18 protein-coding genes are annotated in these 23,095 nt (G+C 73.7%); 9 read left to right on the plus strand and 9 right to left on the minus strand.

Features of this window, described 5'->3' with window-relative positions; genetic code table 11:
* Nucleotides 1-19 precede the first annotated feature (19 nt).
* Nucleotides 20-856, plus strand: coding sequence for an SAM-dependent methyltransferase (locus tag ACH4TL_RS13345; RefSeq protein WP_398326994.1), 837 nt, complete (start codon nucleotides 20-22; stop codon nucleotides 854-856).
* A gap of 31 nt (nucleotides 857-887) precedes the next feature.
* Here ACH4TL_RS13345 and ACH4TL_RS13350 read toward each other — a convergent pair whose 3' ends face one another.
* The 3 genes from ACH4TL_RS13350 to ACH4TL_RS13360 form a co-directional block, all read right to left on the minus strand.
* On the minus strand, nucleotides 888-3,692 hold the full coding sequence (locus ACH4TL_RS13350; RefSeq protein ID WP_398326997.1) for an AfsR/SARP family transcriptional regulator: 2,805 nt from the start codon (nucleotides 3,690-3,692) through the stop codon (nucleotides 888-890).
* A gap of 200 nt (nucleotides 3,693-3,892) precedes the next feature.
* A complete protein-coding gene (locus ACH4TL_RS13355; protein WP_398327000.1) occupies nucleotides 3,893-4,834 on the minus strand; it encodes a TauD/TfdA dioxygenase family protein in 942 nt (313 codons plus the stop codon).
* A gap of 399 nt (nucleotides 4,835-5,233) precedes the next feature.
* Nucleotides 5,234-6,154 (minus strand): LysR family transcriptional regulator, encoded by a 921-nt coding sequence (locus tag ACH4TL_RS13360; RefSeq protein ID WP_398327003.1) that lies wholly within the window; start codon nucleotides 6,152-6,154, stop codon nucleotides 5,234-5,236.
* 99 nt (nucleotides 6,155-6,253) lie between these two features.
* Between ACH4TL_RS13360 and ACH4TL_RS13365 the strand changes: the two genes are divergently transcribed.
* Nucleotides 6,254-6,637 carry a YybH family protein gene (locus tag ACH4TL_RS13365; RefSeq protein ID WP_398327006.1) on the plus strand — a complete coding sequence of 128 codons (384 nt, stop codon included), beginning with the start codon at nucleotides 6,254-6,256 and terminating at the stop codon, nucleotides 6,635-6,637.
* Entirely contained in the window at nucleotides 6,634-7,827 is a 1,194-nt protein-coding gene (locus tag ACH4TL_RS13370; RefSeq protein WP_398327009.1) for a flavin-dependent oxidoreductase, read from the plus strand. Before ACH4TL_RS13365 ends, ACH4TL_RS13370 begins: the two co-directional genes overlap by 4 nt.
* Nucleotides 7,828-7,838: 11 nt before the next feature.
* Here ACH4TL_RS13370 and ACH4TL_RS13375 read toward each other — a convergent pair whose 3' ends face one another.
* Together ACH4TL_RS13375 and ACH4TL_RS13380 are read right to left on the minus strand one after the other, a co-directional pair.
* Nucleotides 7,839-8,498: a response regulator gene (locus ACH4TL_RS13375; protein WP_398327012.1), complete on the minus strand. Its 660-nt coding sequence runs from the start codon at nucleotides 8,496-8,498 to the stop codon at nucleotides 7,839-7,841.
* Nucleotides 8,474-9,634: a histidine kinase gene (locus tag ACH4TL_RS13380; protein WP_398327016.1), complete on the minus strand. Its 1,161-nt coding sequence runs from the start codon at nucleotides 9,632-9,634 to the stop codon at nucleotides 8,474-8,476. Before ACH4TL_RS13380 ends, ACH4TL_RS13375 begins: the two co-directional genes overlap by 25 nt.
* 110 nt (nucleotides 9,635-9,744) lie before the next feature.
* Here ACH4TL_RS13380 and ACH4TL_RS13385 point away from each other — a divergent pair, with 110 nt between their 5' ends.
* From ACH4TL_RS13385 to ACH4TL_RS13410, 6 genes are all read left to right on the plus strand, one after another.
* Nucleotides 9,745-10,503, plus strand: coding sequence for an ABC transporter ATP-binding protein (locus ACH4TL_RS13385; protein ID WP_398327019.1), 759 nt, complete (start codon nucleotides 9,745-9,747; stop codon nucleotides 10,501-10,503).
* Entirely contained in the window at nucleotides 10,503-12,902 is a 2,400-nt protein-coding gene (locus tag ACH4TL_RS13390) for an ABC transporter permease (RefSeq protein ID WP_398327022.1), read from the plus strand. Before ACH4TL_RS13385 ends, ACH4TL_RS13390 begins: the two co-directional genes overlap by 1 nt.
* A gap of 72 nt (nucleotides 12,903-12,974) precedes the next feature.
* Nucleotides 12,975-14,117, plus strand: coding sequence for an anion permease (locus tag ACH4TL_RS13395; protein WP_398327025.1), 1,143 nt, complete (start codon nucleotides 12,975-12,977; stop codon nucleotides 14,115-14,117).
* A gap of 35 nt (nucleotides 14,118-14,152) precedes the next feature.
* The gene (locus ACH4TL_RS13400) at nucleotides 14,153-14,401 is read left to right on the plus strand and encodes a hypothetical protein (RefSeq protein ID WP_398327028.1); all 249 of its coding nucleotides are present in this window, start codon (nucleotides 14,153-14,155) and stop codon (nucleotides 14,399-14,401) included.
* Nucleotides 14,402-14,489: 88 nt separating this feature from the next.
* Complete coding sequence (locus tag ACH4TL_RS13405; protein WP_398327031.1) at nucleotides 14,490-15,347, plus strand: pentapeptide repeat-containing protein; 858 nt, start codon at nucleotides 14,490-14,492, stop codon at nucleotides 15,345-15,347.
* 39 nt (nucleotides 15,348-15,386) lie between these two features.
* Entirely contained in the window at nucleotides 15,387-16,556 is a 1,170-nt protein-coding gene (locus tag ACH4TL_RS13410; protein ID WP_398327034.1) for a damage-control phosphatase ARMT1 family protein, read from the plus strand.
* 10 nt (nucleotides 16,557-16,566) lie between these two features.
* On the opposite strand, the gene ACH4TL_RS13415 is transcribed toward ACH4TL_RS13410, so the two are convergent.
* From ACH4TL_RS13415 to ACH4TL_RS13430, 4 genes are read right to left on the minus strand one after another with little or no spacing between them, the layout of a single operon-like run.
* Entirely contained in the window at nucleotides 16,567-17,835 is a 1,269-nt protein-coding gene (locus ACH4TL_RS13415) for an alpha-L-fucosidase (RefSeq protein WP_398327037.1), read from the minus strand.
* A gap of 5 nt (nucleotides 17,836-17,840) precedes the next feature.
* A complete protein-coding gene (locus ACH4TL_RS13420; RefSeq protein WP_398327040.1) occupies nucleotides 17,841-20,945 on the minus strand; it encodes an alpha-mannosidase in 3,105 nt (1,034 codons plus the stop codon).
* An 11-nt stretch (nucleotides 20,946-20,956) separates the two neighbouring features.
* A complete protein-coding gene (locus ACH4TL_RS13425; RefSeq protein ID WP_398327043.1) occupies nucleotides 20,957-22,303 on the minus strand; it encodes a 6-phospho-beta-glucosidase in 1,347 nt (448 codons plus the stop codon).
* The gene (locus ACH4TL_RS13430) at nucleotides 22,300-23,049 is read right to left on the minus strand and encodes a DeoR/GlpR family DNA-binding transcription regulator (RefSeq protein WP_398327315.1); all 750 of its coding nucleotides are present in this window, start codon (nucleotides 23,047-23,049) and stop codon (nucleotides 22,300-22,302) included. The genes ACH4TL_RS13425 and ACH4TL_RS13430 overlap by 4 nt, the downstream gene beginning before the upstream one ends.
* Nucleotides 23,050-23,095: the final 46 nt, after the last annotated feature.

The following is a 23,095-nucleotide window of genomic DNA, read 5'->3' on the forward strand; positions in this document are numbered from 1 at the left end:
AAGGGCAGGGGAATCTCGGATGAACAGCAGCGGGCCCGGCATCGGGCTCACCACGGTGGACTGGGAGCCGCTCGACCACGGCCGCCACCCCGGCCATCGGGCGAACCCGGCGCGGGTCTACAACTACCTCGTCGGCGGCAAGGACAACTACCTCGCCGACTACGAACAGGCCCAGCACTTCCTGCGGATCGCGCCGGAGATCCGCGACACCGCCCTGGCCAACCGCCGGTTCCTCCAGCGGGCGATGGCCGAGCTGGCCGAAGAGGGCATCACGCAGTTCCTGGACATCGGCTCGGGCCTGCCCGCGACCCCGAACGTGCACGAGATCGCCCAGGCGGTGAACCCCCGGTCCCGCGTGGTCTACGTCGACAACGACCCCATCGTGGCCAGCCACGGCCAGGCCCGGCTCGCGGTCCCCGGCACCACGATGATCAGCGGCGATCTGCTCGAGCCCGACAAGATCCTGGCTCATGACGAGGTGGGCCGGCTGCTCGACCCCGGACAGCCGGTCGGGATCGTGCTCACCTTCATCCTCGACTACATCGACGACAAGGACGATCCGTACGGCATCGTCGCCCGGCTCATGGAGTGGGCCCCGCCCGGCAGCTATCTGATCGTCTCGCATGTCACCGGCGACTTCACCGACGAGACGCCCGACGACCGGGACTGGACACCGCTCAGCGTCAGCCCGGTCGCGGCGGAGGCGCGCGACCACGATGGCATCATGGGCTTCTTCCACGGGCTCGACGTGCTCGAACCGGGCCTGGTGCAGCTGACCGCCTGGCGCCCGGGCATCGGCGCCAAGCACGACCCGAGCCGGGTGTGGGCGTACGGCGGGGTGGCGCGCAAGCCGTAGCGAAGCCCCGGGCCCGGACCCCGGCCCCGCCTCAGTGCGGGCCGGGGCCGATCTGGAGCGTCATACAGGCGGGGAAGAGCCCGCTCCAGGTGTGCCCGCGCCAGCCCTCGTACGTACCCGGGCGCTGCCACACCGGCAGCGCCTCGTCCAGATGCGCCCGGCCCTCCGGGAACTTCCCCTGCTCCATGTACGTGATGCCGATCTCGTACATCGCGAAGCCCTGATGGTGGGTGTCACCGGTCCGCCGGGCCTGCTCCAGGCTCTCCTTGAAGCACATGAGGGCGTCGTCGGAGCGGCCCAGACCGCGGTGGGCGCGGCCCAGGTTGCCCAGGCCGATCACCTCGGCCGCCCGGTCCCCGGTGTCCCGGGCCAGCGCGAGCTGACGCCGCTGCACCCCGATGGCCTCCTCGAACAGCCCCAGTTCGGACAGCGCGTCAGCCAGGTTGCACAGCGACCGCTGCTCGCCCCGCTGATGGCCGATGGCGCGCCAGATCTCCAGCGCCCGCTCCAGGGCGGCCCGCATCTCCTCGTAGCTGTGCTGGAGCCAGTGAGCGCCCGCGAGATGATCCAGCGCCCACGCCTGGCTCTCCAGGTCGCCCAGCCGCCTGGCCGCCCCGATCGCCAGCTCGTTGATGGTCTGGAGGTCCTGGGCGTGGGCCCGCGGGTACAGGAACCACTGGAGGGCCTGGGCCAGCCGGATGCCGAGCCGGGCGAGTCCGTCCGACTGGGTGACGGAGTGGGCGACGGCGGCCACCAGGTTGCCCGCCTCGGTCTTGAGCCACGCCTCCGCCTCCGTACGGTCCCCCAGCGGGACCACGGTGCCCTCGACCGGATGGCGGGGCCAGGGCCGCCGAGGGTCGAGCAGGGTGACCGCCCGCTGGGCCGTGGCCACGTAACAGGCCATCGTCCGCTCCAGCGCCGCGGCGGACTCGCCCTCGGGCTCCTCCCGCTCGGCCCGCTCCGAGGCGAACAGCCGGAGCAGATCGTGCATGTGGTACCGGACGGAGTCCGGGCTCTCCAGCAGCTGCGCGTCGACCAGCCGCTCCAGTGCGTTCTCGGCGCGGTCGGCGGGGTGGTCCAGCAGCGCGGCCGCCACCGGCAGGCTCACGTCCTGCCCGGGTACCACGCTCAGCAGCCGGAAGGCGCGTACCGCGTCCGCGTCGTCGGAGCGCCCGCCGAGCCGGAAGGCGTCGTAGCTCACCTGGAAGCTGGTACGCACCGCCAGGTCGCCGAAGCGCAGCTCGTCCAGCCGTCCGCGGGCGTCGGTCAGCTTGGCCACCAGGGTGCGCAGCGGCCAGGACCGCCGGGCGGCCAGCCGGGCGCCCGCGATCCGCAGCGCCAGCGGCAGCCGGCCGCACAGCCGGGTGATGGCCTCGGCCTCCTCGGGCTCGGCCCGCACCCGCTCCACCCCGACGATCCGCTCCAGCAGTGCCACGGCCTGGTCGTGGGGGAGGACGTCCAGATGCAGATGGGTGGCGCCCTCCAGGGTGGTCAGCATCTCGCGGCTGGTGACCAGCGCGGCGCAGTCCGGCCCGGCGGGCAGCAGCGGACGGACCTGGTCCACGGAGGCGGCGTTGTCGAGGATGACCAGCAGCCGCCGCCCCGCCACCAGCGAGCGGAACTGGGCCGACGCCTCGTCGGTGTCGCCCGGCACGCTCGACCCGTCCACGCCCAGGGCGCGCAGGAACCGCCCGAGCACCTCGGCCGGTTCGAGGGGCGAGAGCCCGGCGGTGGTGCCGTGCAGATCGACATAGAGCTGGCCGTGCGGGAACCGCTCGGCGAGCTGATGCGCGGCGTGGATGGCCAGCGTGGACTTGCCCACGCCGCCGGTGCCGTCGATGGCCGCGATCACCACGGGGCGGCCGGAGTCGGCATTCTCGGCGCCCTGATCGCTTTGGCCCTGGTCGGTTTGATCGCCTTGGTCCAGAAGTGCCTGGATCACCGCCACTTCGCCATGCCGTCCGGTGAACGCCTGGCTGGCGGGCGGAAGTTGACGCGGGCCGCGGGCGGCCGGGCGCGCGGCCGGAGCGGCGGGCCGCTCCTCCTTGCGGCGGGCCGGGGGCGCCAGCAGGGAGGCATCGGCGGTGAGGATCCGCTGCTGGAGCCGCTGGAGCGGCGGGATCGGCTCGACCCCGAGGTCGTCGGCCAGCAGCCGGTGCAGCTCGCGGTACGCGGCCAGGGCGTCGGCCTGCCGCCCGGAGCGGTACAGGGCCAGCATCAACCGGCCGCGCAACTCCTCGCGGTACGGATGCTCGGCGCTCAGCGCCTCCAGCTCACCCAGGACGTCGGCGTGCCGACCGCACCGCAGGTCGGCGTCGATACGGGCGTCCAGGGCCTGGAGCCTCAGCTCGCCGAGCCGGGTGCTCTCCGCCTCCACGGACGGGGTCGAAGGGACGTCAGCGAACGGCGTGCCGCGCCACATCACCAGCGCCTCGCGCAGCCGCTCGGCGGCGTCCTCCGGGGACTCGGCCTCCCGGTCGAGTCCGCGCCGCCCCTCCTCGACCAGCTGCTCGAACCGGTGGGCGTCGAAGTCGGCCGTCTCCACAGCCAGCCGGTAGCCGTGCGCCTTGTACCCCTGCTTGTCGGTGATCAGGGCCCGGCCCGACGCGTCGCCGAGGCTCTGCCGCAGCCGGGAGACATACGTCTGGAGCAACTTGGCCGCGCTCTGCGGCGTCTGGTCCTCGCCCCACAGCTCGTCCATGAGCCGTTCGGCCGGGACGGTCCGGTTGGCGTGGCACAGCAGCACCGCGAGCAGCATCCGCCACTTCGCCGGGCCGAGGGACGTCCATGCGTCGCCGTCCCACAGCTCGAGCGCCCCAAGGACCCGGTATCGCACCCGTAACCTCCGAGGCCCCCTGCCACAGCCCGGCCTCTGCTCCATGGTCCGTCAGGACCGTCGACGTGTTGCCCCCGGTAACGGTATACCTCAGCTTTGGCCATGGCCGCGCCCGATATCCCGTATCCGGACCGGTCCCGAGCAGTGGTGCATGAGTCCCGGGCAGCGGGGCACAACCCCGCCGCCGCGCCCGTTCCGCGTCAGAACGGGCGGTCCCCCTCGATGGCGACCCGCTCGGCCACCCGCGGGTGCGGTGCGTAGTCGTTCACCGCGTAGTGCTGGGTGGCGCGGTTGTCCCAGAACGCCACGTCGCCGGGCTGCCACCGGAAGCGCACCTGGTACTCCGGGACCTGCGCCTGACGGCACAGATAGCTCAGCAGCCGGTCGCTCTCCTCCCGGTCCAGGCCGGTGATCCGGGTGGTGAAGGAGGTGTTCACGAAGAGCATCCGCCGCCCGGTCTCCGGATGGGTGCGCACCACCGGGTGTTCGACGGGCGGGAACGCGTCCTGGAACGGGGCGAGCCGTTCGGGGCCGTAGAAGCGGGAGAAACCGGGGATGAAGTCGTGCACGGCCGTGGCGCCGTCGATGCGCTCCCGCACCTCCCGGGGCAGGTTGTCGTACGCGGCGGCCATGTCCGCCCACATGGTGTCGCCGCCGACGGGCGGCACCTCGCGCAGCTGGAGCACGGCGCCGAGCGCGGGCCGCTCCCGGAACGTGACATCGGCGTGCCACACGTTCTCGAAGGTGGGGGTGGCGCCCTCGCTCTTGTCGAAGCGGGCCACGTCCTGGCTCGAACCACTGGCGAGCAGGGGGTTGGTCTCCAGCTCGCCCCAGTGCCGGGCGAAGTCCCGCTGCTGGGCGGAGGTGAGGTGCGCGCCGCGGAAGAAGAGCACCTTCCACTCCAGCAGGGCGCGGTTCAACTCCTCGCGCAGCCCCGGGTCCAGCGGCCGCGAGAGGTCCGCGCCGCGGATCTCGGCCCCGATGGTGCGACCCAGCGGCACCAGCGTGAAGCGCTCGTACGGGCGCTCCTGCCACCCTTCGGGCAACCGGCGCAGCGTACGCGCCCCTTCGTACAGGCCGCCCGGGGGAATGCGCGCATCGCGCAGCACCGGCGGGTTCGGCGGGGTGTCGACGACGGTCATGGTGTTCTCCTCATGCGTGACGCGGCGACGGCGGTGGTGCCGCTGGGACGGATCGTGGAGAAGCCCTCGCGCGGCGCACGGGGAGACCCGGTGGGACGCGGTGCGGTATCACGCGGTGGTGCGCTCGGTGTCGTCCGTGATGCGCCCGGGAGCGCTCCGGAGTGTCCGGCGGCGATCCGGAGTGTCAGGAGGCGGAGCGGGCGCGGGCCTGGCGGCGCGGGACGATGGTCGCGAGGGCCGGGGCGGGCCGACTAGCGGCCCGAGCGCTCACAGCCGGTCCGATCCGGGGCGCGAAGGTGTCCCGTCGTGTCGAACCGCTGCGTGATCATGACGCCAATTCTGGGATCCGCCGCCGACCGCTGTCAATGGCGCGTCCCCGCGGGGAGACGGCACCGCTGGCTAGGGGGACGTGGCCGGGCCGCCCAGCACGCGGCGGGCGCGCTCCAGCAGGGCGGGGCAGGCGCGTGCCACCAGGGCGCGCCCGGCGGGGCCGCTCGGGCCGCCCGCCCGCCACGCGAACACCAGCCGCCCGCGCAACGCCGGGCGGACGATCCGTACCGTTCGCAGCCGGTCCGCCCGCGCCTCGGCGAACGATCCGGGCAGGATCGCCGCGCCCAGTCCGCGCTCGGCGAGCTGGGCCAGCACCTCCGGGTCGCTCGCCTCGAAGGCGATGCGCGGGGTGAACCCGGCGGCCGCGCACGCCTCGTCGAGCCGGGTGCGCAGCCCCGTACCGGGCGGCAGGCTGATCAGGGCCCGTCCGCGCAGGGTGTCCAGCGAGATGGCGGAGTGGACGGCCAGCTCGTGGTCATGGCTGACGGCCGCGACGATCGGCTGGTCGGTGAGCACCTGCATCTCGATACCGGGCGGTGTCTCCCTGCCGACGCTGACGATCGCGGCGTCGAGCCGCCCCGACCGCAAACCCTCCAGCAGCTCGTCCGAGTTGGCCTCGGACAAGGTGATCTCCACCGCCGGATGGGCGTCGTGGAACTCCGCCAGCAGGTCCGGCAGATCGGCGGTGTGCGAGGTCACCGTCCCCACCGCCACCTGACCCCTGAGCAGCCCGGTCAGCTCGTCCACGGCCTGCCGCGCGCCCTCCACCGCGGCGAGCGCCGCCCGCGCGTACGGCAGGACGGCCTCGCCCGCCTCGGTCAGCCGCACCGAGCGGCCCGAACGGTCCAGCAACTCCTGGCCCAGCTCCCGCTCCAGCCGCCGGATCTGGGCGCTCACGCCCGGCTGGGCCACATGCTCACGCTCCGCGGCCCGGGTGAAGTTCCGTTCCTCGGCCACGGCCACGAAGTAGGCGAGCTGACGCAATTCCATAAGCGATCATTCTAGCGATCAGACTCACCATCTCTTGGACTTCTGCTCTGGAGCGCCGGAGAGTGGAGGCAGGACACAGAAAGAACAGGAGCACCAACCATGACCGGGACGACGCGCGAACGCGCCACCACCCCCGAGGACCTGACCCGGCTGTTCGTCGAGCGCGCCAACGCGGGCGACGCCGAGGGCATGGCCGAGCTGTACGCACCGGACGCGGTGCTCGCGTACCCGCCGGGCTCGGTGACCGTCGGCCGGGAGGCCATCCGCGCCGTGTGCCAGGCCCTGCTCGACCACACGACGCAGCCCTTCCGGCCGGAGGAGCCGCTGCCGACCGTCCGCTACGGCGACCTCGCCCTCACCTCGACGCCGTCCGGCGACAACACCGGCGGCCGGGTGCAGGTCGTCCGCCGCGAGCCGGACGGCACCTGGCTGCGCGTCATCGACCGCCCCGAGATCCGCCCGGCGGCCCGGCCCGCGTCATGAGCGTCCTCATCGCCGGTGCGGGCATCGGCGGGCTGACCGCCGCGCTCAGCCTCCACGCCGCGGGCATCGGGGCCACCGTCGTGGAGAGCGCCCGGGAGATCCGTCCGCTCGGCGTCGGCATCAACCTGCTGCCCCACGCCGTGCGGGAGCTGACCGAACTCGGCCTCGGCGACGCCCTCGCCGGCCTCGGTGTGGCCACCGCCGAGAACGTCTACGCCGACCGGCACGGCCACCGGATCTTCAGCGAGCCGCGCGGTCTGGCCCAGGGCTACCGCTGGCCGCAGTACGCGATCCACCGCGGGGAGCTGCAACTGCTTCTCCTCGCGGCGGTCCGGGAGCGGCTGGGCCCCGGCGCGGTCCGCACCGGGGCCCGGGTGACGGGCTTCGACCACGGCCCCGAGGAGGCGGACGGCGTTCGGGTGCGGATGCTCGACCGCGCCACGGGCACGGTCGAGGAGCACGACGCCGAGGCGCTGATCGGCGCCGACGGCCTGCATTCGGCGGTGCGCGCCGAACTCCACCCGGACGAGGGGCCGTTGCTGTGGTCCGGCATCCGGATGTGGCGCGGTACGACCAAGGCCGCGCCGTTCCTCACCGGCCGTTCGATGGCCATCGTGAGCGACGGGGACGTGGAGATGGTCGCGTATCCGATCGGCCGCGACCGGATCAACTGGGTGTGCCAGGTGCGGGTGGCCGAACCGGGCCCGCTCACCGGGGACGCGGGCTGGAACCGCGCCGGACGGGTGGCCGATGTGCTGCCGTACTACGCGCACTGGGCGCTCGGCTGGCTCGACGTGCCCGCCCTGCTGGCCGACAGCGGGGAGATCCTGGAGTACCCGATGGCCGACCGGGACCCGTTGCCGTCCTGGGGGAGCGGCCGCGTCACCCTGCTCGGCGACGCCGCGCATCCGATGTACCCGGTGGGCGCCAACGGCGCGTCCCAGGCCATCGTGGACGCACGGGTCCTGGCGTACGAGCTGTCCGCACCGGACGGGATGCGGACCGGACTGCCCCGCTACGAGGGCGCGCGCCGCGCCGCGACGGCGGACGTCGTACGGGCGAACCGGGCCATGCACCGGGACGGCGGGCGCGGACCCCGGGAGCTGGCCCGGATCACGGACACCTACCGGCGCGCCACCGGGAGCGAGGTGGAGACCCTGAACACCCGCCCGTCCCTGACCCGTCGCTGAGCGCCCCGGCCTCAGGCGCGCAGATAGGCCAGCACCGCCAGCACCCGCCGATGGTCGTCGGGCGCGTCGGGTGGCAGGTCGAGCTTCAGCATGATACCCGCGATGTGCTTGGCCACGGCTGCCTCGGTCACGACCAGACGGCGGGCGATCGCCGCGTTGGACCGGCCCTCCGCCATCAGGGCCAGTACCTCGCGCTCCCGTGGGGTGAGCCGGGTCAGCGGATCGCGGCGGCGGGCGAGGAGCTGCCGTACGACCTCGGGGTCGACGACGGTGGCGCCCGCCGCGACCCGGGCGACGGCGTCGGCGAACTCCTTGACGTCGCCGATGCGTTCCTTTAGGAGATAGCCCATTCCCGCACCGGCACGGCGGTCCTCCAGCAGCTCCTCGGCGAAGGTCTGCTCGACGTACTGGCTGAGCACGAGGACGGCCAGCCCCGGCTGCCCATCCTGGAGCAGGCGGGCCGCCCGCAGCCCCTCGTCCGTGAAGCCGGGCGGCATCCGCACATCGGCGATGACCAGGTCAGGGCGGTGTTCCCGGGCAGCCGCCAGCAGCCCCGGGCCGTCGCCGACGGCGGCCGGGACTTGGTGGCCGAACCGGTGCAGCAGATGGACCAGGCCCTCGCGCAGCAGGACGGCGTCCTCGGCGATCACGATACGGAGGGGCTGCTGCACGGACGGCACGGGATCTCCGCTCTGAGGAGGGTGGGTCCGCCGGGCGGGCTGGACAGCAGCATTCTGCCGTCCGCGGCGGCGATACGGTCGGCGAGCCCGATCAGCCCCGTACCGGGGCCAGGGGCGGCGCCGCCGGACCCGTCGTCCCCGATCTCGATGTGCAGTACACCGTCGTGGACCCGGGCCGTGATCCGGCCGCGACCGGCGCCGCTGTGCTTGGCCATGTTGTTCAGCGCCTCGGCGGCCACGAAGTACGCGGTGGACTCCACGGCGGGCGGGAGCCGGCCCGGAAGGTCGACGTCCAGGTCGACGGGGACGGGGGAGCGGCCCGCGATGTCCCGTACGGCGGCGGGCAGTCCGCGCTCGGTGAGGACCTGCGGATGGACCCCGCGGATCAGCTCCCGCAGCTCGGCCAGCGCCTCCTTGGCCAGGCCGTGTGCCTCCCCGACTTCCTTCGCTGCCTCGCTGCCGGGCGGCAGCGCGAGAGCGGCCAGGCCCAGCTTCATGGTGAGTGCCACCAGCCGCGCTTGAGCACCGTCGTGCAGATCGCGCTCGATGCGGCGGCGTTCGGTCTCGAAGGCGTCGACCAGCCGGGCCCGGGAACGCACCACCTCGCGCAGTTCGTGGTCCCGGGGAGCGAGCACGGCCCGGGCGACGGTGGCGCGTGCCGTGGCCCACGCGCCGATGGGCCAGGCGGACACCGGCAGCAGCAGGGCGCCCGCGACCGGGCCCGCGACGGTCTGCCAGAGGACGGCGGTCGGTTGGAAGGGGGTGAGGAGCAGCGCGCCGGGGATGCCCAGGGAGACCAGGACGACGGCGAGGTCGGCCCAGCCGACCGCCAGGACGGAGACCGCGCCGTAGCCGACCGTCCGCCAGGTGTCCGGCGGCCGGGGCAGATCGGGTATGACGAGGGCGAGCCGGCGGCGCTCGAACGGGCCCGCGAGCGCGACCGCGAACGCCACGATCAGCAGCCCGCACACCACCTGGGTCACCAGCCCGAACGGCGCTGCCAGCACGCCGCCCAGCCCGACGTAGACGACGGCCGCGAACAGCCCGCCGGACAGCAGATAGCCCACCGTCCGGCCCAGCAGGGTGAACGGGCGCGTGAGGGGGTGGGGCACGGTACGGGGGATCACGAGGTCCGACGGTAGCGGGGGCGCGGCCCGACGGCGGTAGTGCCAGGTGGAGTATCCGTACTCGCCCTGGCGCCCATGTGCCGGGCCCCACGGGCGGGTTGGCTGGATCCATGACCACGACACCCACCACCGCCCGGGCCGCCGTCCCGGTCGAACTGCGCTCGGTGACCCGGCGCCACGGCACCGGCGAACACGCCGTCACCGCCCTCGACGGGGTGACGTTTCGCTTCGCGGCGGGCACCATGACCGCCGTCATGGGACCCTCCGGCTCCGGCAAGTCCACCCTGCTGCACTGCGCGGCGGGCATCGAGCGGCCCACCTCCGGGGAGGTGCTGATCGACGGCACGGAGCTGGGCGGGCTCGACGAGAACGCGCTGACCCTGCTGCGCCGGGACCGGGTCGGCTTCGTCTTCCAGTCCTTCAACCTCGTATCGGCGCTGACCGCGGCGCAGAACGCCGAACTGCCGCTGCGCCTGGCCGGGCGCCGCCCCGCCGCGGACGAGGTGGCCGCCGCGCTGGCCCGGGTGGGCCTCGCGGACCGGGCCGGGCACCGGCCGAGCGAACTGTCGGGCGGCCAGCGGCAGCGGGTCGCGATCGCCCGGGCGCTGATCACCCGGCCCGCCGTCGTCTTCGCCGACGAGCCGACCGGGGCACTCGACACCCACACCTCCCGGACGGTGCTGCGGATGCTGCGCGAACTGGTCGACGCCCACGGCCAGACGGTGGTCATGGTCACCCACGATCCGGTGGCGGCCGCGTACGCGGACCGAGTGGTGCTGCTCGCGGACGGGCGGGTCGCCGGTGAACTGCCGGGCGCGGACGGCGCCGAGGCGATCGCGGCGCGGACGGCCGCCCTGGAGGTGTGGTGATGATCGCCGCGGCGACGGTGCGCGAGCGCTGGACCTCCTTCCTGGGCGTCTTCGTGACCACGGCGCTGGGCGTCGCGGTGATCACACTGAGCGCGCTGATCCTGTTGTCCGGCGGCCCCGGAGTACCCGAGCGGCTGGCGGGGGCGCCGGTACTGGTACGCAGTCCCGAAGGGGCCCCCACCAGCGGGGTGTTCGCGCAGAACCCGCCGTGGGCCCCGGAGCGCGCCGAGCGGCTGCGGCGCGCGCTGGCAGACCTCCCCGGCGTGGCGGCGGCGGTCGCCGACCGGTCCTTCTACGCGCAGGCGGCCGGCACCCGGCAGCGGGCGGGGGAGCGCCAGGGACACGGCTGGCCGAGTGCGGCACTCGCCTCGTACGGGATCGGCGCGGGCGGCCCACCGGTGGCGCGCGACGACATCGTCGTGGACCGCGCCCTCGGCCACGCTCCCGGCGACCGGATCACGGTGCTCACCGCGCACGGACCACGGCGCTTCACCGTGGCCGGGACGATGAACGGCCCGGGCTACTGGACCACCGGCCGCCGGGCGGCCGAACTCGCGGGCGGGGTCAGGGTCATCGGCCTGGTCCTGAAGTCCGGCGCCGACCCCGGAACGGTCGCGGCCGCCGCGCGGCAGTTCGTCGGCGGCGCGGGTGAGGTGCTGCACGGCGCCGCCCGCGACGAACTGGCCCCGCCACAGGACGAGATGACCCGCTGGATCGGCGCCCAGGTCCTCACCGTCATGACCGCGCTCTCCGCCTTCGTCACCGTCCTCGTCGTGTCCTCGGGCTTCGCCTTCACCGTCGCCCAGCGCCGGCGCGACCTCGGCCTGCTGCGCACCATCGGCGCCACCCCGCGGCAGCTGCGGCGCCTGCTGTACGGGGAGGCGCTGACGGTGGGCGCCATCGGCGGCGCGGTGGGCGCACCGCTGGGGGCGGCGCTGGCGCCCGCGATGGCCGGGCTGTTCGTCGACGCGGGCTTCCAGCCGGTCGGGTTCGAGGTCCGGACGCGGCCCTGGGTGCCCGCGGCGGCCTTCGCGTTGGGCCTGGTGGTAGCGCTCGCCGGGGTCTGGTCGGCGTCGCGGCGGGCGGCGCGGATCGCACCGCTGGAGGCGACGCGCGAGGCGGTGGTGGACAGCCGCGCGATGACCCGGCGCCGGTGGGGCGCCGGGGCGGTGGCCACGGCGTGCGGGGCGGCGTGTGCGTCGGGCACCGCGTTCACGGGGCCCGACGCCATGGTGCTGCTGTGTCTGGGCGCCGCGATGGGGCTGACCGTCGGGCTCACCCTGCTCATCCCGGCGCTGGTCGGCCCGGTGGCCGGGGCGCTGACCCGGCCGCTGGCCCGCCGCCCGGGGGCCGTTGCCCTGCTGGTGCGCGCGAACATGGTCATCGCCGTACGCCGTACCTCCGCGACCGTCGCCCCCGTGCTGGCCACCGTCGCCTTCGCCACGCTGATCACCAGCGCCGTGCAGACCACCGCCGCCGCCGGTGTCGCCGGTCGGGCTGCGGCGGTGCGGGCCGAGGCGGCGGTCGTGCCGCGCGGCACACCGGGCCTGTCGGACGCCGCGGCCGCCGGGGTGAAGGGGACGGCGCTGCTGTCGACCACGGTCTACGGCGGCCGGGGCGCGGCAGCCCTGTCGGCGGCCGGGGTGTCGCCCGGCTTCACCCGGATCTACGGCACCCCCGCGCCGCGTGCCGGGACGGTCGTCGTCACCCGGGCCGTCGCCACCGCCCACGGCTGGCGCCCGGGGCGGATGGCCCCGCTCACCTTCGACGACGGCCGTACGGTACGACTGCGGGTCCTCGCGGTGGCGGACGGCTCCCTGCCGTACCAGCTGTTCCTTCCCCGCAAACTGGTCCGCGCCCACGATTCCTCGGCGCTGGCCGATGTCGTCTACCGCACCGGCGGCCCACCGGCCCGGCCCGCGCCCGGACTGGGCGCGTACGAGGTGCCGGTGGCGGAGTACGCGGCCGCCGCCGACGCCGAGGACGACCGGCTGGTCCGGATCTTCACCCTGATCCTGACCGCCATGACCTCCGGGTACACCGCGATCGCCGTCGCTGCCACGCTGCTCGCCGCCACCGCGGACCGGGCCCGCGACCTGCGTACCCTGCGGCTGTCCGGCGCGACCCGCCGACAGGTGCTGCTGGCCGTCGCGGGCGAGACGGTCTGCGTCGTGGCCCTCGGCGCCGCCCTGGGGCTGGCGGTGGCCGCGCCCGTGCTGCTCGGCATGGTCCACGGGCTGGGCACCGCCCTCGGCGTCCCGGTCGGGCTGGTGGTGGCCTGGCCGTGGGTGGCGGCCGCGGCCGGTGGATGTCTGCCGCTGGGGGTGGCGTCGGCGGTGCTTCCGGCGCGGGCGGTGCTGCGGGGAGGTGCGCTGGCGGGCGGGTCAACTCGCGCTTAGCGTGGGAAAGGCAGCGGATTCACGGACGGTTCGGTGCGGTGGCGCGCGGAACCCCTGCGCTGGAGGTCCCGTATGGGGTCCGTTTCCTTCCTGCTCATCGTGGTGATCATCACGGCGCTGGCCTTCGACTTCACCAATGGTTTCCACGACACGGCCAACTCCATGGCCACCTCCATCGCCACCGGGGCGCTGACCCCGCGGGTCGCGGTCACCGTCGCCGGAGTGCTGAACCTGGCCGGTGCCTTCCTCTCCACCGAAGTGGCCAAGACGATCTCCAACGGCATCGTGGACGACGGCCGGGTCTCGTTGGCGATGATCTTCGCGGGGCTGGTCGGGGCGATCCTGTGGAATCTGATCACCTGGCTCGCCGGGCTGCCCTCCAGCTCGTCGCACGCCCTGTTCGGCGGGCTGATCGGGGCGGTGTGGGTGGGGGCCGGAGGGTCGGCGGTGCGGTTCGCCGAGATCCTCGAAAAGATCGTGATCCCGGCGATCGCCGCCCCGGTCGTGGCCTGTGTGGTGGCCACGCTCGCCACCTATCTCGCCTATGTGATCACCCGCCGCGCGGCCCGCGGGGCGGTCCGCAAGGGGTTCCGCGCGGGCCAGGTCGGCTCGGCCTCCCTGGTGGCGCTGGCCCATGGCACCAATGACGCGCAGAAGACGATGGGTGTCATCACGCTCTCCCTCATCTCCGCCGGGGTGCTCGGCCATGGCACCGGGCCGCCGTGGTGGGTGGTGCTGAGCGCGGGGCTGGCGATCTCCCTGGGCACGTATGCCGGGGGGTGGCGGATCATCCGCACCATGGGCCGCGGGCTGACCGACATCCAGACCCCGCAGGGATTCGCGGCCGAGACCAGCGCCACCGCGGTCATCCTGGCCTCGTCCCACATGGGCTTCGCGCTGTCCACCACCCAGGTCTGCACCGGCAGCATCCTGGGCGCCGGGCTCGGCCGCAAGCTGGCCCAGGTGCGGTGGGGGATCGCCGGGCGGATCGCGGTGTCCTGGCTGCTCACCCTGCCCGCTGCGGCGGCCGTGGGCGGCGTCGCGGCGTGGGTCGCCGACCGGGGCGACGCGGGGGTGGCCCTGGTCGCGAGCATCGCGGTGGTGGCCGCCGCTGGCTTCTACGCGCTCTCCCGGCGCCGCCCGGTCACCTCGGACAACGTCAACGAGCTGCCCGCCGCCGAGCACCCGGAGAGCACCGTCCGCCCGGCGGCCTGACCGCGGAACCGGCTGGTCCCAAGGAGGTGGGCGCGATGGGCGTCGAATGGGGCATCCTCGGCGGGGTCTTCGGAGTCAGCCTGGGCATCACGATCGTGGTGGTCGTGATGTTCTCGCTCGGCATCGCCGCCTGGGCCCGCGCCGCGGGCGAGCCCCGCCTCGCCCGGGGCACGCGCGGAGGGCGCGGGGGCCGGGAGAAGTGGGCCGTGGCCGTCGCGGCGGTGTGCTTCGCCGCCTGCCTGGCGGTCGCCGGGTACGGCATCGACCTGATCATCCCGGGCTGACGCGCCCGCCGCGGCTCTGGGACGATGGGACCCCACCAGAGCGCCGCCGTGACCAGGGCGGCGCCCCTGCCCTCAGGAGAACCCGACGGTGTCAGCCGGAACCGAGGCCCCGATATCCGACGCCGCCCGCCCCGATCTGCGGGCCGACTGCGGCAGCTGTTTCGGGCTGTGCTGCGTCGCCCTGCCGTTCGCGGCCTCGGCCGACTTCGCCGTCGACAAGGCGGCCGGGCGGCCCTGCCACAACCTGGAGGCCGACTTCCGCTGCGGCATCCACTCCCGGCTGCGCGAGAAGGGCTTCGCGGGCTGCACCGTCTTCGACTGCTTCGGCGCCGGGCAGAAGGTCTCCCGCACCACCTTCGAGGGCCGCGACTGGCGGTCACACCCACGGACCGCGTCCCGCATGTTCGCCGTCTTCCCCGTGATGCGGCAGCTCCATGAACTCCTCTGGTACCTCACCGAGGCCCTCGCCCTCCCCGCGGCCCGCCCCCTCCGCGACGAGCTGCGCCGGGCGCTGCGCACCACCGAGCGGCTGACCCGGGGCGGCGCCGACGACCTCCTCGCGCTGGACGTGGCCGCCCACCGGGACGGGGTCAACGCGCTGCTGCTGCGGACGAGCGAACTGGCCAGGGCCGGGGTCCGCACCGGCGGGGGCCGGGGCGGCCGGGGCAAGCCGAAGAACCACAGGGGAGCCGATCTCATCGGGGCCCGCCTCCGGGGCGCCGATCTGCGCGGCGCCAGCCTCCGCGGGGCCCTGCTCATCGCGGCCGACCTCACCGGCGCCGACCTGAGCGAGGCGGACCTCATCGGGGCCGACCTCCGCGACGCCGACCTCAGCGGCGCCGATCTGACCGGCGCCCTCTTCCTCACCCAGGCCCAGCTGAACGCCGCCCGGGGCGACGCCGCCACCCGCCTGCCCGCCGCCCTCGCGCGCCCCGCGCACTGGTAACCCCGCACGTCGCCCGGCGCGGTGTGAAACCCTGGCGCCATGCCCGAACCCGCCGACGCGCCCGTGATCCTCGGCGACGAGCCCGGATCGTTCGCCCGAAGTGTGCTGACCGAGCGGCATCCGGCGCTCATCGAGAAGGTACGGGACGCCTTCCCGTACGGCCCCGCACAGCACCGCGCCCTCGACGCGCTGCGCCACGAGCACGCCGAGGGCGTCATCACGCCGCTCGACCCGGGCGCGCACGACCACGACCGGTGGCAGACCTGGGGGCGGGAGTACTTCGGCCGCTCGTGGTTCGACGTCCCCTTCCTCTGGATCGAGAGCTACTTCTACCGCCGCCTCCTGGGAGCCGTCGGCTACTTCGCCCCCGGCCCCTGGCAGGGCATCGACCCGTTCCGGCCCTTCAAACAGGCCGAGCTGGACACCCCCGAGGCCGACCGGGAACTCACCGCTCTCGACCACCTCCTGGACCGGCCCGCCGACGAGGCCGCGGACGCGCTGCTGCACGGCTCGCTCTGGGGCAACCGCGCGGACCTCGGCTTCAGCATCACCTCCGGCGGCGCCGCGGCGTCCGCCGGGGCGCCGCTGGTGGCCGACGACTCCGCCGCCCTGTGGCGGCTGCTGCCCGCCGGGGCAGCGGCCACACTGTGCCTGGTCGCCGACAACGCGGGCCGCGAACTCCTCCCCGACCTCGTCCTCATCGACCATCTGCTCCGCCACGGGCGCGCCGGGCGGGCCGTCCTCCAGGTGAAGCCGTATCCGTACTACGTGTCCGACGCCACCACCGCCGACGTCGTCGACTGTCTGCGCCATCTGACCCGCGCGAAGGGCGCGGCGGGCGAGGCCGGGGCGCGGCTGTGGGCGGCCATGGCCGACGGGCGGCTCACCGTACGGGCGCACGACTTCTTCCGCGCGCCACTGCCGTACGACCAGATGCCGGACGATCTGCGGCGGGAGTTCGCGGACGCCACCGTCACCGTGCTGAAGGGCGACCTGAACTACCGCCGCCTCGTCGGCGACCGGCTCTGGGCCCCGACCACCCCCTTCGCCGACCGCACCGGGTACTTCCCCGGGCCGGTGGCCGCCCTGCGCACCCTGAAGTCGGACGTCATCACCGGCCTCGACGCGGACACCGAGGCCGCGCTGGACGCGCGCGAGCGCCACTGGCGTACCAGCGGCACCCATGCGCTGATCCAGGTGCGGCCCTGAGCCGCGCGCATCAGCTGCGTCCGGAACCCCGGTACAGCTTCAGCTCGCCGTCGAGTTCCACGGCGAGCACGGTCGCGTGGCCGTCCAGATCGGCGGCCGCGGGCGGGTCGATCCACAGCACACCCGGTGCCTCGTGGAGGCCGCCGATGACCCGGTGGCCCAGCGGGGTGCCGGGTCCGAGCACCCGGACCTCGCGGACCGGGGTGCGCAGGCCCCGTACGCCGATGGGGCCGCGCGGGATGTCGAAGACGGTCAGATAGAGGGTGCGGCGGTCGGAGCTGAGGGTGCTGGGGCCGTAGTGGTGTCCGGCGGGCAGGCCCGCCACCGTGCCGTACACGGCCTCCGCATGGCGGGCGATCCAATCGCCCATGCCCTCCAGCCGCTCCATCTGCTCGGCCGGGATCGTGCCGTCCTCCCTCGGGCCCACCGACAGCAGCAGATTGCCACCGGCGCCGATGGTCTCGGTGAAGTAGCGGATCAGCTGCCCGGTCGACTTGTAGTTGTGGTCATGGTGCTGGAAACCCCACGAGTCGTTGAAGGTCAGACACAGCTCCCAGGGCCCGTCCGGCGGCTCGATCGGCACCCCCTGCTCGGGCGTCGCGTAGTCGCCCTCGCTGAGCATGCGCGCGTTCAGCACACAGTCCGGCACCTCGGCGCGGATCCGCGCGGCCAGCTCCCGGATCCGCCACTGCTCCTCGGTGCGTTCCCACTCCCCGTCGAACCAGAGCAGATCGGGGCGGAAGCGGGTGGTCAGCTCGTGCACCTGGGCGTCGCGGTACGCGAGATAGCGCGCCCACGCCGCCAGGTCCTCCTCTTCCTCGGGGACCTCGGCGTAGGGATTGTTCTCCTGCTCCGGGGGCCTGCCCGTGTAGCGGGTGGTGGCGTAGTCGGGGTGATTCCAGTCGTTGTGGGAGTAGTACAGCCCGACCTTCAGCCCCTCCGCGCGCAGCGCGTCCACGTACGGGGCGACCAGATCGCGCCCGGCCGGGGTGTGCCGTACCACGTTCAGCTCGCCCTGGGCGGTGTCCCACAGGGCGACGCCGTCGTGGTGGCGGCTGGTGAGCACCGCGTAGCGGGCCCCCGCTCGGGCGAACAGCCGGGCCCAGGCGGCGGGGTCGTAGGCCGAGGCGGTGAACCCGTCGAGTTGCGCCATGTACTGGTCGTGCGGGACGTCGCCCTCGAAGAACGACCACGACTCCTGCACACCGTCGACGGCGTAGATGCCCCAGTGGATGAAGATGCCGAACTTGGCGTCGGGGAACCAGGGTTGCATGGCCACGCGGCTCAGCTCCGCTTCAGCCGCAGGGTGAGGATCTGGAAGGGACGCAAGGACACGGTCACGCCGCCGTCCTCGTGCACGGTGACCGGCTGGGCGTCGGCGAGCGGCCGTTCCAGCAGGTCCACGACCGTGGCACCGGTGTGCGCGAAGCCCGGACGGAGGGTGGTGCGGGTGCGGCCGCCGAGCGATTCGTACAGCCGCACGATGACATCGCCGGAGCGGTCGTCGGCCGGTTTGACCGCCTCGACGGCGGCGGCCGGACCGTCCGTGGTGACCAGCGGGTCGGGGGCGGTACGGGCCTCGGCCACCCGCAGCGGCAGGTTGAGCGCGTACCCCTCGGCGATCGCGTCCTCGACGGTGGCGCCGGGGAGCAGGGCGTAGGTGAAGCGGTGCCTGCCCTGGTCAGCCTCGGGGTCGGGGACGCGCGGGGCGCGCACCAGGCTGAGCCGCACCGTGGTCGTCGTACCGCCGTCCTCACGGGTGGTACGGGACACATCGTGCCCGTACGTCGCGTCGTTCAGCACCGCGACCCCGTAGCCCGGCTCGCCCACATGCACCCACCGGTGGCCGTACACCTCGAACCGGGCCGCCTCCCAGCTGGTGTTGGTGTGCGTCGGGCGGTGGACATGGCCGAACTGGATCTCGGCGGTGGAGCGGTCGGCGTGGATGTCGAGGGGGAAGGCCGCCTTGAGGAGCTTCTCGGACTCGTGCCAGTCGATGTCAGTGGCGATGTCGATACGGCGGCTGCCCGCCCGGACCGTGATCGTCTGGACGATCCGCGAGCCCTTGCCGAAGGCGCGCTCCACGCGCAGCGCGCCGAGCAGCGGGCCCTTCTCGACGACGGTGACCGACTCGGCGTCGAGTAGATCGGTGTAGCGCTGCTGGTAGTGCTTGTCGACGTCCCAGGCGTCCCAGTAGTTGGGGAGGTCGGTGTGGAGCCGGAGCAGATTGCCGGGGGCGCCCGGGGCGAAGACCTCGCGGCCGGCGGTGAGGTCGCGCAGCGAGGCGAGGGTGCCGTTCTCGGCCAGTTCGAGGCGGATGAGCCCGTTGTCGAGCACCCGGTCGCCGACGACGACCTGGCCCGGGTCGACGCCCGTGGCGAGCGGAGCGCTGCCGGACGCGGGAACCTCGGCGTGGACGGCGACGCGGCCGTCGGAGAGCGGCTGCCCGCCGGCGGTGCCCGCGGGTACGGCGATCACCTCGGCGCGGGGGCGCGGACTGGTGTTGTAGACATGCGGCCGAGCGGGGCTCTCTCCCTCCCCCAGCGCGGCCAGCGCCGAGTCCGTGATCTCCGTCAGCTCCGCCGCCACCCTCGCGTACTCCGCCTCCGCCTCCCGGTGCACCCAGGCGATGGACGAGCCCGGCAGGATGTCGTGGAACTGGTGCAGCAGCACCGTCTTCCACAGCCGGTCGAGCCGTTCGTACGGATACGCGTAACCGGGAGCGCGCAGCGCGGCCGCCGTCGCCCACAGCTCCGCCTCGCGCAGCAGGTGCTCGCTGCGCCGGTTTCCCTGCTTGGTGCGGGCCTGAGAGGTGTACGTGGCGCGGTGCAGCTCCAGATACAGCTCCCCGGACCACACGGGGGCGTCCTCGTACTCGGCGCGCGCGGCGGCGAAGAAGTCGTCCGGGTGCTCGATGACGACCTTCGCCGAGCCCTCCAGGTCGGCCAGTCGGCGCGCCCGCTCCAGCATCTCGCGAGTGGGGCCGCCGCCTCCGTCGCCGTGCCCGAACGGCGCCAGCGAGCGCGTACCGCGCCCCTTGTCGGCGTAGTTGCGGACCGCGTGCGCCATCTCCTGGCCGGAGAACTCGGCGTTGTAGGTGTCCACCGGCGGGAAGTGGGTGAAGATCCGGGAGCCGTCGATCCCCTCCCACCAGAAGGTGTGGTGGGGGAGCTTGTTGGTCTGGTTCCAGGACAGCTTCTGGGTCAGGAACCACTCGTTTCCGGCGAGCCGCGCCAGCTGCGGGAAGCAGCCGTTGTAGCCGAAGGAGTCCGGCAGCCACACGCCCTTGGTCTCGATGCCGAACTCGTCCAGGAAGAAGCGCTTGCCGAGCACGAGCTGGCGGGCCATGGCCTCGCCACCGGGCAGGTTGCCGTCCGCCTCGACCCACATGCCGCCGACCGGCGCCCACTGCCCGTCCCGTACCGCCTGCTGGATCCGCTCCCAGATCTGCGGATGTCCCTCCTTCACCCAGGCGTACTGCTGCGCCTGGGAGCACGCGAAGATGAACTCGGGGTACTCGGCGGCCAGCGCCGTGACATTGGAGAAGGTGCGCGAGGTCTTGCGCTTGGTCTCGCGGATCGGCCACAGCCACGCGGAGTCGATGTGGGCGTGGCCGACGGCCGACATGGTGTGGGCGGAGGCGTGCGCGGGGCGCTGGAGGACACCGCGCAGACCCTCCCGTACGGCGGCGGCGGTGCCGGACACGTCCTCCAGGTCGAGCCGCCCCAGCGCGCGGTCGATGGCGTGCGCGATCTCGTGGCGGCGCGGCTGGTGTTCGTCCAGCTCCAGCATGAGTTCGCGGAGCACCGCGAGGTCCAGGGCGAGATGCCACACGTCCTCGTCCAGCACCGCGAGGTCGGCGCGGGCGAAGGCGTACAGCGGGGCGCGGCCCGCTGTGAGCTTGTCACCCAGCGGGGTCGGGGCGGCGAAGTCGTTCGCGAGGATGTCGGGGTTGGAGGCGGCCTCGATGAGGTACGCGACCTGTTCGCCGCCCTCGGCCGGATCGGCCACCGCCACGTACTGGTTCTGCGGATTGACTGCCTTCAGCGGGCTGCCGTCGAGCGTGTGGACCAGGGCCTCGGCCTGGTTGCCCGGCCAGTCGCCGACGAAGCCCAGGTCGAAGACGGCCTCGACCCGCCGCCCCGCCCACGCCGCCGGTACCTCGCCGCGGACCCGGAACCAGGTGGTGCCCCACGGCGGCCCCCACGGGGTGCCGAGGGCGAACGGCTCGTACGGAGCGGCCGCGGCCTCCGGGAACGGCACCGGCTCGTCCGGCACCTGCCACGCCTCGATGGTGAGGGGTACGGACGCGGCGTGGACGGCCGGCTGTATGCGCTGCTTCAGGACGCGCTCGACGCGCCCCTCGATACGGCGGCGTTCATCGTGCATGACGGGGTTTCCTACTTCCGGTTCAGATACGCGAGGCCGGGGTGCTCGCTCGCGTAGCCGTCGACGAGACGGCGGGCGACGGTCACCGAGTCCACGAGCGGATGGAGGGCGAACGCCTTGGCCGCGGCGGCGCGCGAACCGCTCTCGGCGGCGGCCATGACCTCGCGTTCGACGGCCTTGACGGCACACACCAGGCCGGTGGCGTGGTGGGGGAGGGGAGCGACGGAGACGGGGCGGGCGCCGTTCGCGTCCACCAGGCAGGGCACCTCGATGACCGCGTCCCGGTCCAGGACACCCAGGGTGGTGCCGTTGCGCACGTTGAGGATCAGGGTGGCGCGCTCGTCCCGGGCGATGGCGCGCATCAGGGCGAGCGCCACCTGCTCGTAGCCGCCGGACTCCAGATCCTGGGTGTCGCGCTCTCCTGCGCCCGCCGCCTCGCGGTTCTCGGCCATGTAGGTGGCCTCGCGCTCGGCGCGGGTGTGGTCCCAGGTGGCCAGCGGCGGGGCGGCGGGGTCGCGCATCGCCTCGTAGAACACCGCCTGCTGGTCGCGGAGGAACGCGCCGCGGGTCTGCTTGGCCTCCTGGTAGGCGCGCACGGCCTCGCGGTTGAAGTAGTAGTAGTGCAGGTATTCGTTGGGGATCGCGCCGAGGGCGCGCAGCCACTCGCGGCCGAACAGCCGCCCCTCCTCGAACGCGTCGAGCGCGGTGTCGTCGGCCAGCAGCCGGGGCAGCTCGTCGCGCCCGTCGACACGCAGGCCGCGCAGCCAGCCGAGGTGGTTGAGCCCGACGTAGTCGATCCACACCCGGTCCGGATCGGCGCCCAGGACGCGGGCGACGCGTCGGCCGAGACCCACCGGGGTGTCACAGATGCCCATGACCCGGTCGCCGAGGTGGCGGGACATGGCCTCGGTGACGAGCCCCGCCGGGTTGGTGAAGTTGATGACCCAGGCGTCGGGCGCGAGCCGGGCGACGCGCCGCGCGATCTCCGTGGCGACGGGTACGGTGCGCAGCCCGTACGCGATGCCACCGGCGCCGACCGTCTCCTGACCGAGAACGCCCTCGACCAGGGCTATCCGCTCATCGGTCGCCCGGCCCTCCAGACCGCCGACGCGGATCGCGGAGAAGACGAAGGCGGCGCCGCGCAGCGCCTCGTCCAGGTCGGTGGTGACGGTCACGGTGGGGGCGTCCGGTATGCCGTCGGCCTGCTCGCCGAGGACCCGGGCCACGGCCGCGAGCCGGGCGGGGTCCAGATCGTGCAGGGTGACCTCGGTGACGCGGCCCTCCGCGTGATCGCCGAGCAGCGCCCCGTACACCAGCGGCACCCGGAATCCGCCGCCGCCGAGGATCGTGAGTTTCATATCCGTACCACTTCCACTCCGGCCTCCTCGAACGCGGCACAGGCCGGCAGGGTCGAGGGGGCATTGGTCACCACGGCGTCGAGGTCGCCGGGGTCGCACACCTTGGCCACCCCGGTGCCGGGGAACTTGGCCGCGTCGGCGAGGAGCACCACCCGGTCACAGGCCGCGATCATGGCCCGCTTGACCGGGACCTCGACGACCGTGGTGTCCATGACCTGGCCGCCGGGGCGGACGCCGCTGGTGCCAAGGAACAGCCAGTCGGCGTGCAACTGGCGCAGGTTGTCCTCGGTGAGGAAGCCGACCAGCGAGCGGTACTCGCGCCGGAGCACCCCGCCGAGCAGCACCAGCTCGATGGCGGTGTCGTCGGCCAGTTCCTCGTAGACCACCAGATTGCTGGTGATCACGGTCAGTCTGCGGCCGTGCAGCTGCCGGGCGAGGCGGTAGGCGGTGGTGCCGATGTCCAGCAGCACCGTCTGCCCGTCCTCGACCAGCTCGGCTGCGCGGGCCGCTATGGCGTCCTTCTCCGCCACCCGCACCTCGGCGACCTCGGCGAAGGGCTGATCGCCCTCCTCCACGACCGCGCCGCCGTGCACCCGGGTGAGCAGCCCCTCCTCCTCCAGCTTCAGCAGATCGCGGCGGATTGTCGCGGCGCTCACGTTGAGCTGGGCGGAGAGGTCCGCCACAGCGGCCGGTCCACCGGAACGCAGCGCGCGCAAGATCATCTGATGTCGTCGCTCAGCCAGCACGCTGTGCACAGTACTCGTCATTCTCAATCATTTCTATGCTTGCTTC

Source organism: Streptomyces sp. NPDC021115 (assembly GCF_044333065.1).
Taxonomy (GTDB): domain Bacteria; phylum Actinomycetota; class Actinomycetes; order Streptomycetales; family Streptomycetaceae; genus Streptomyces.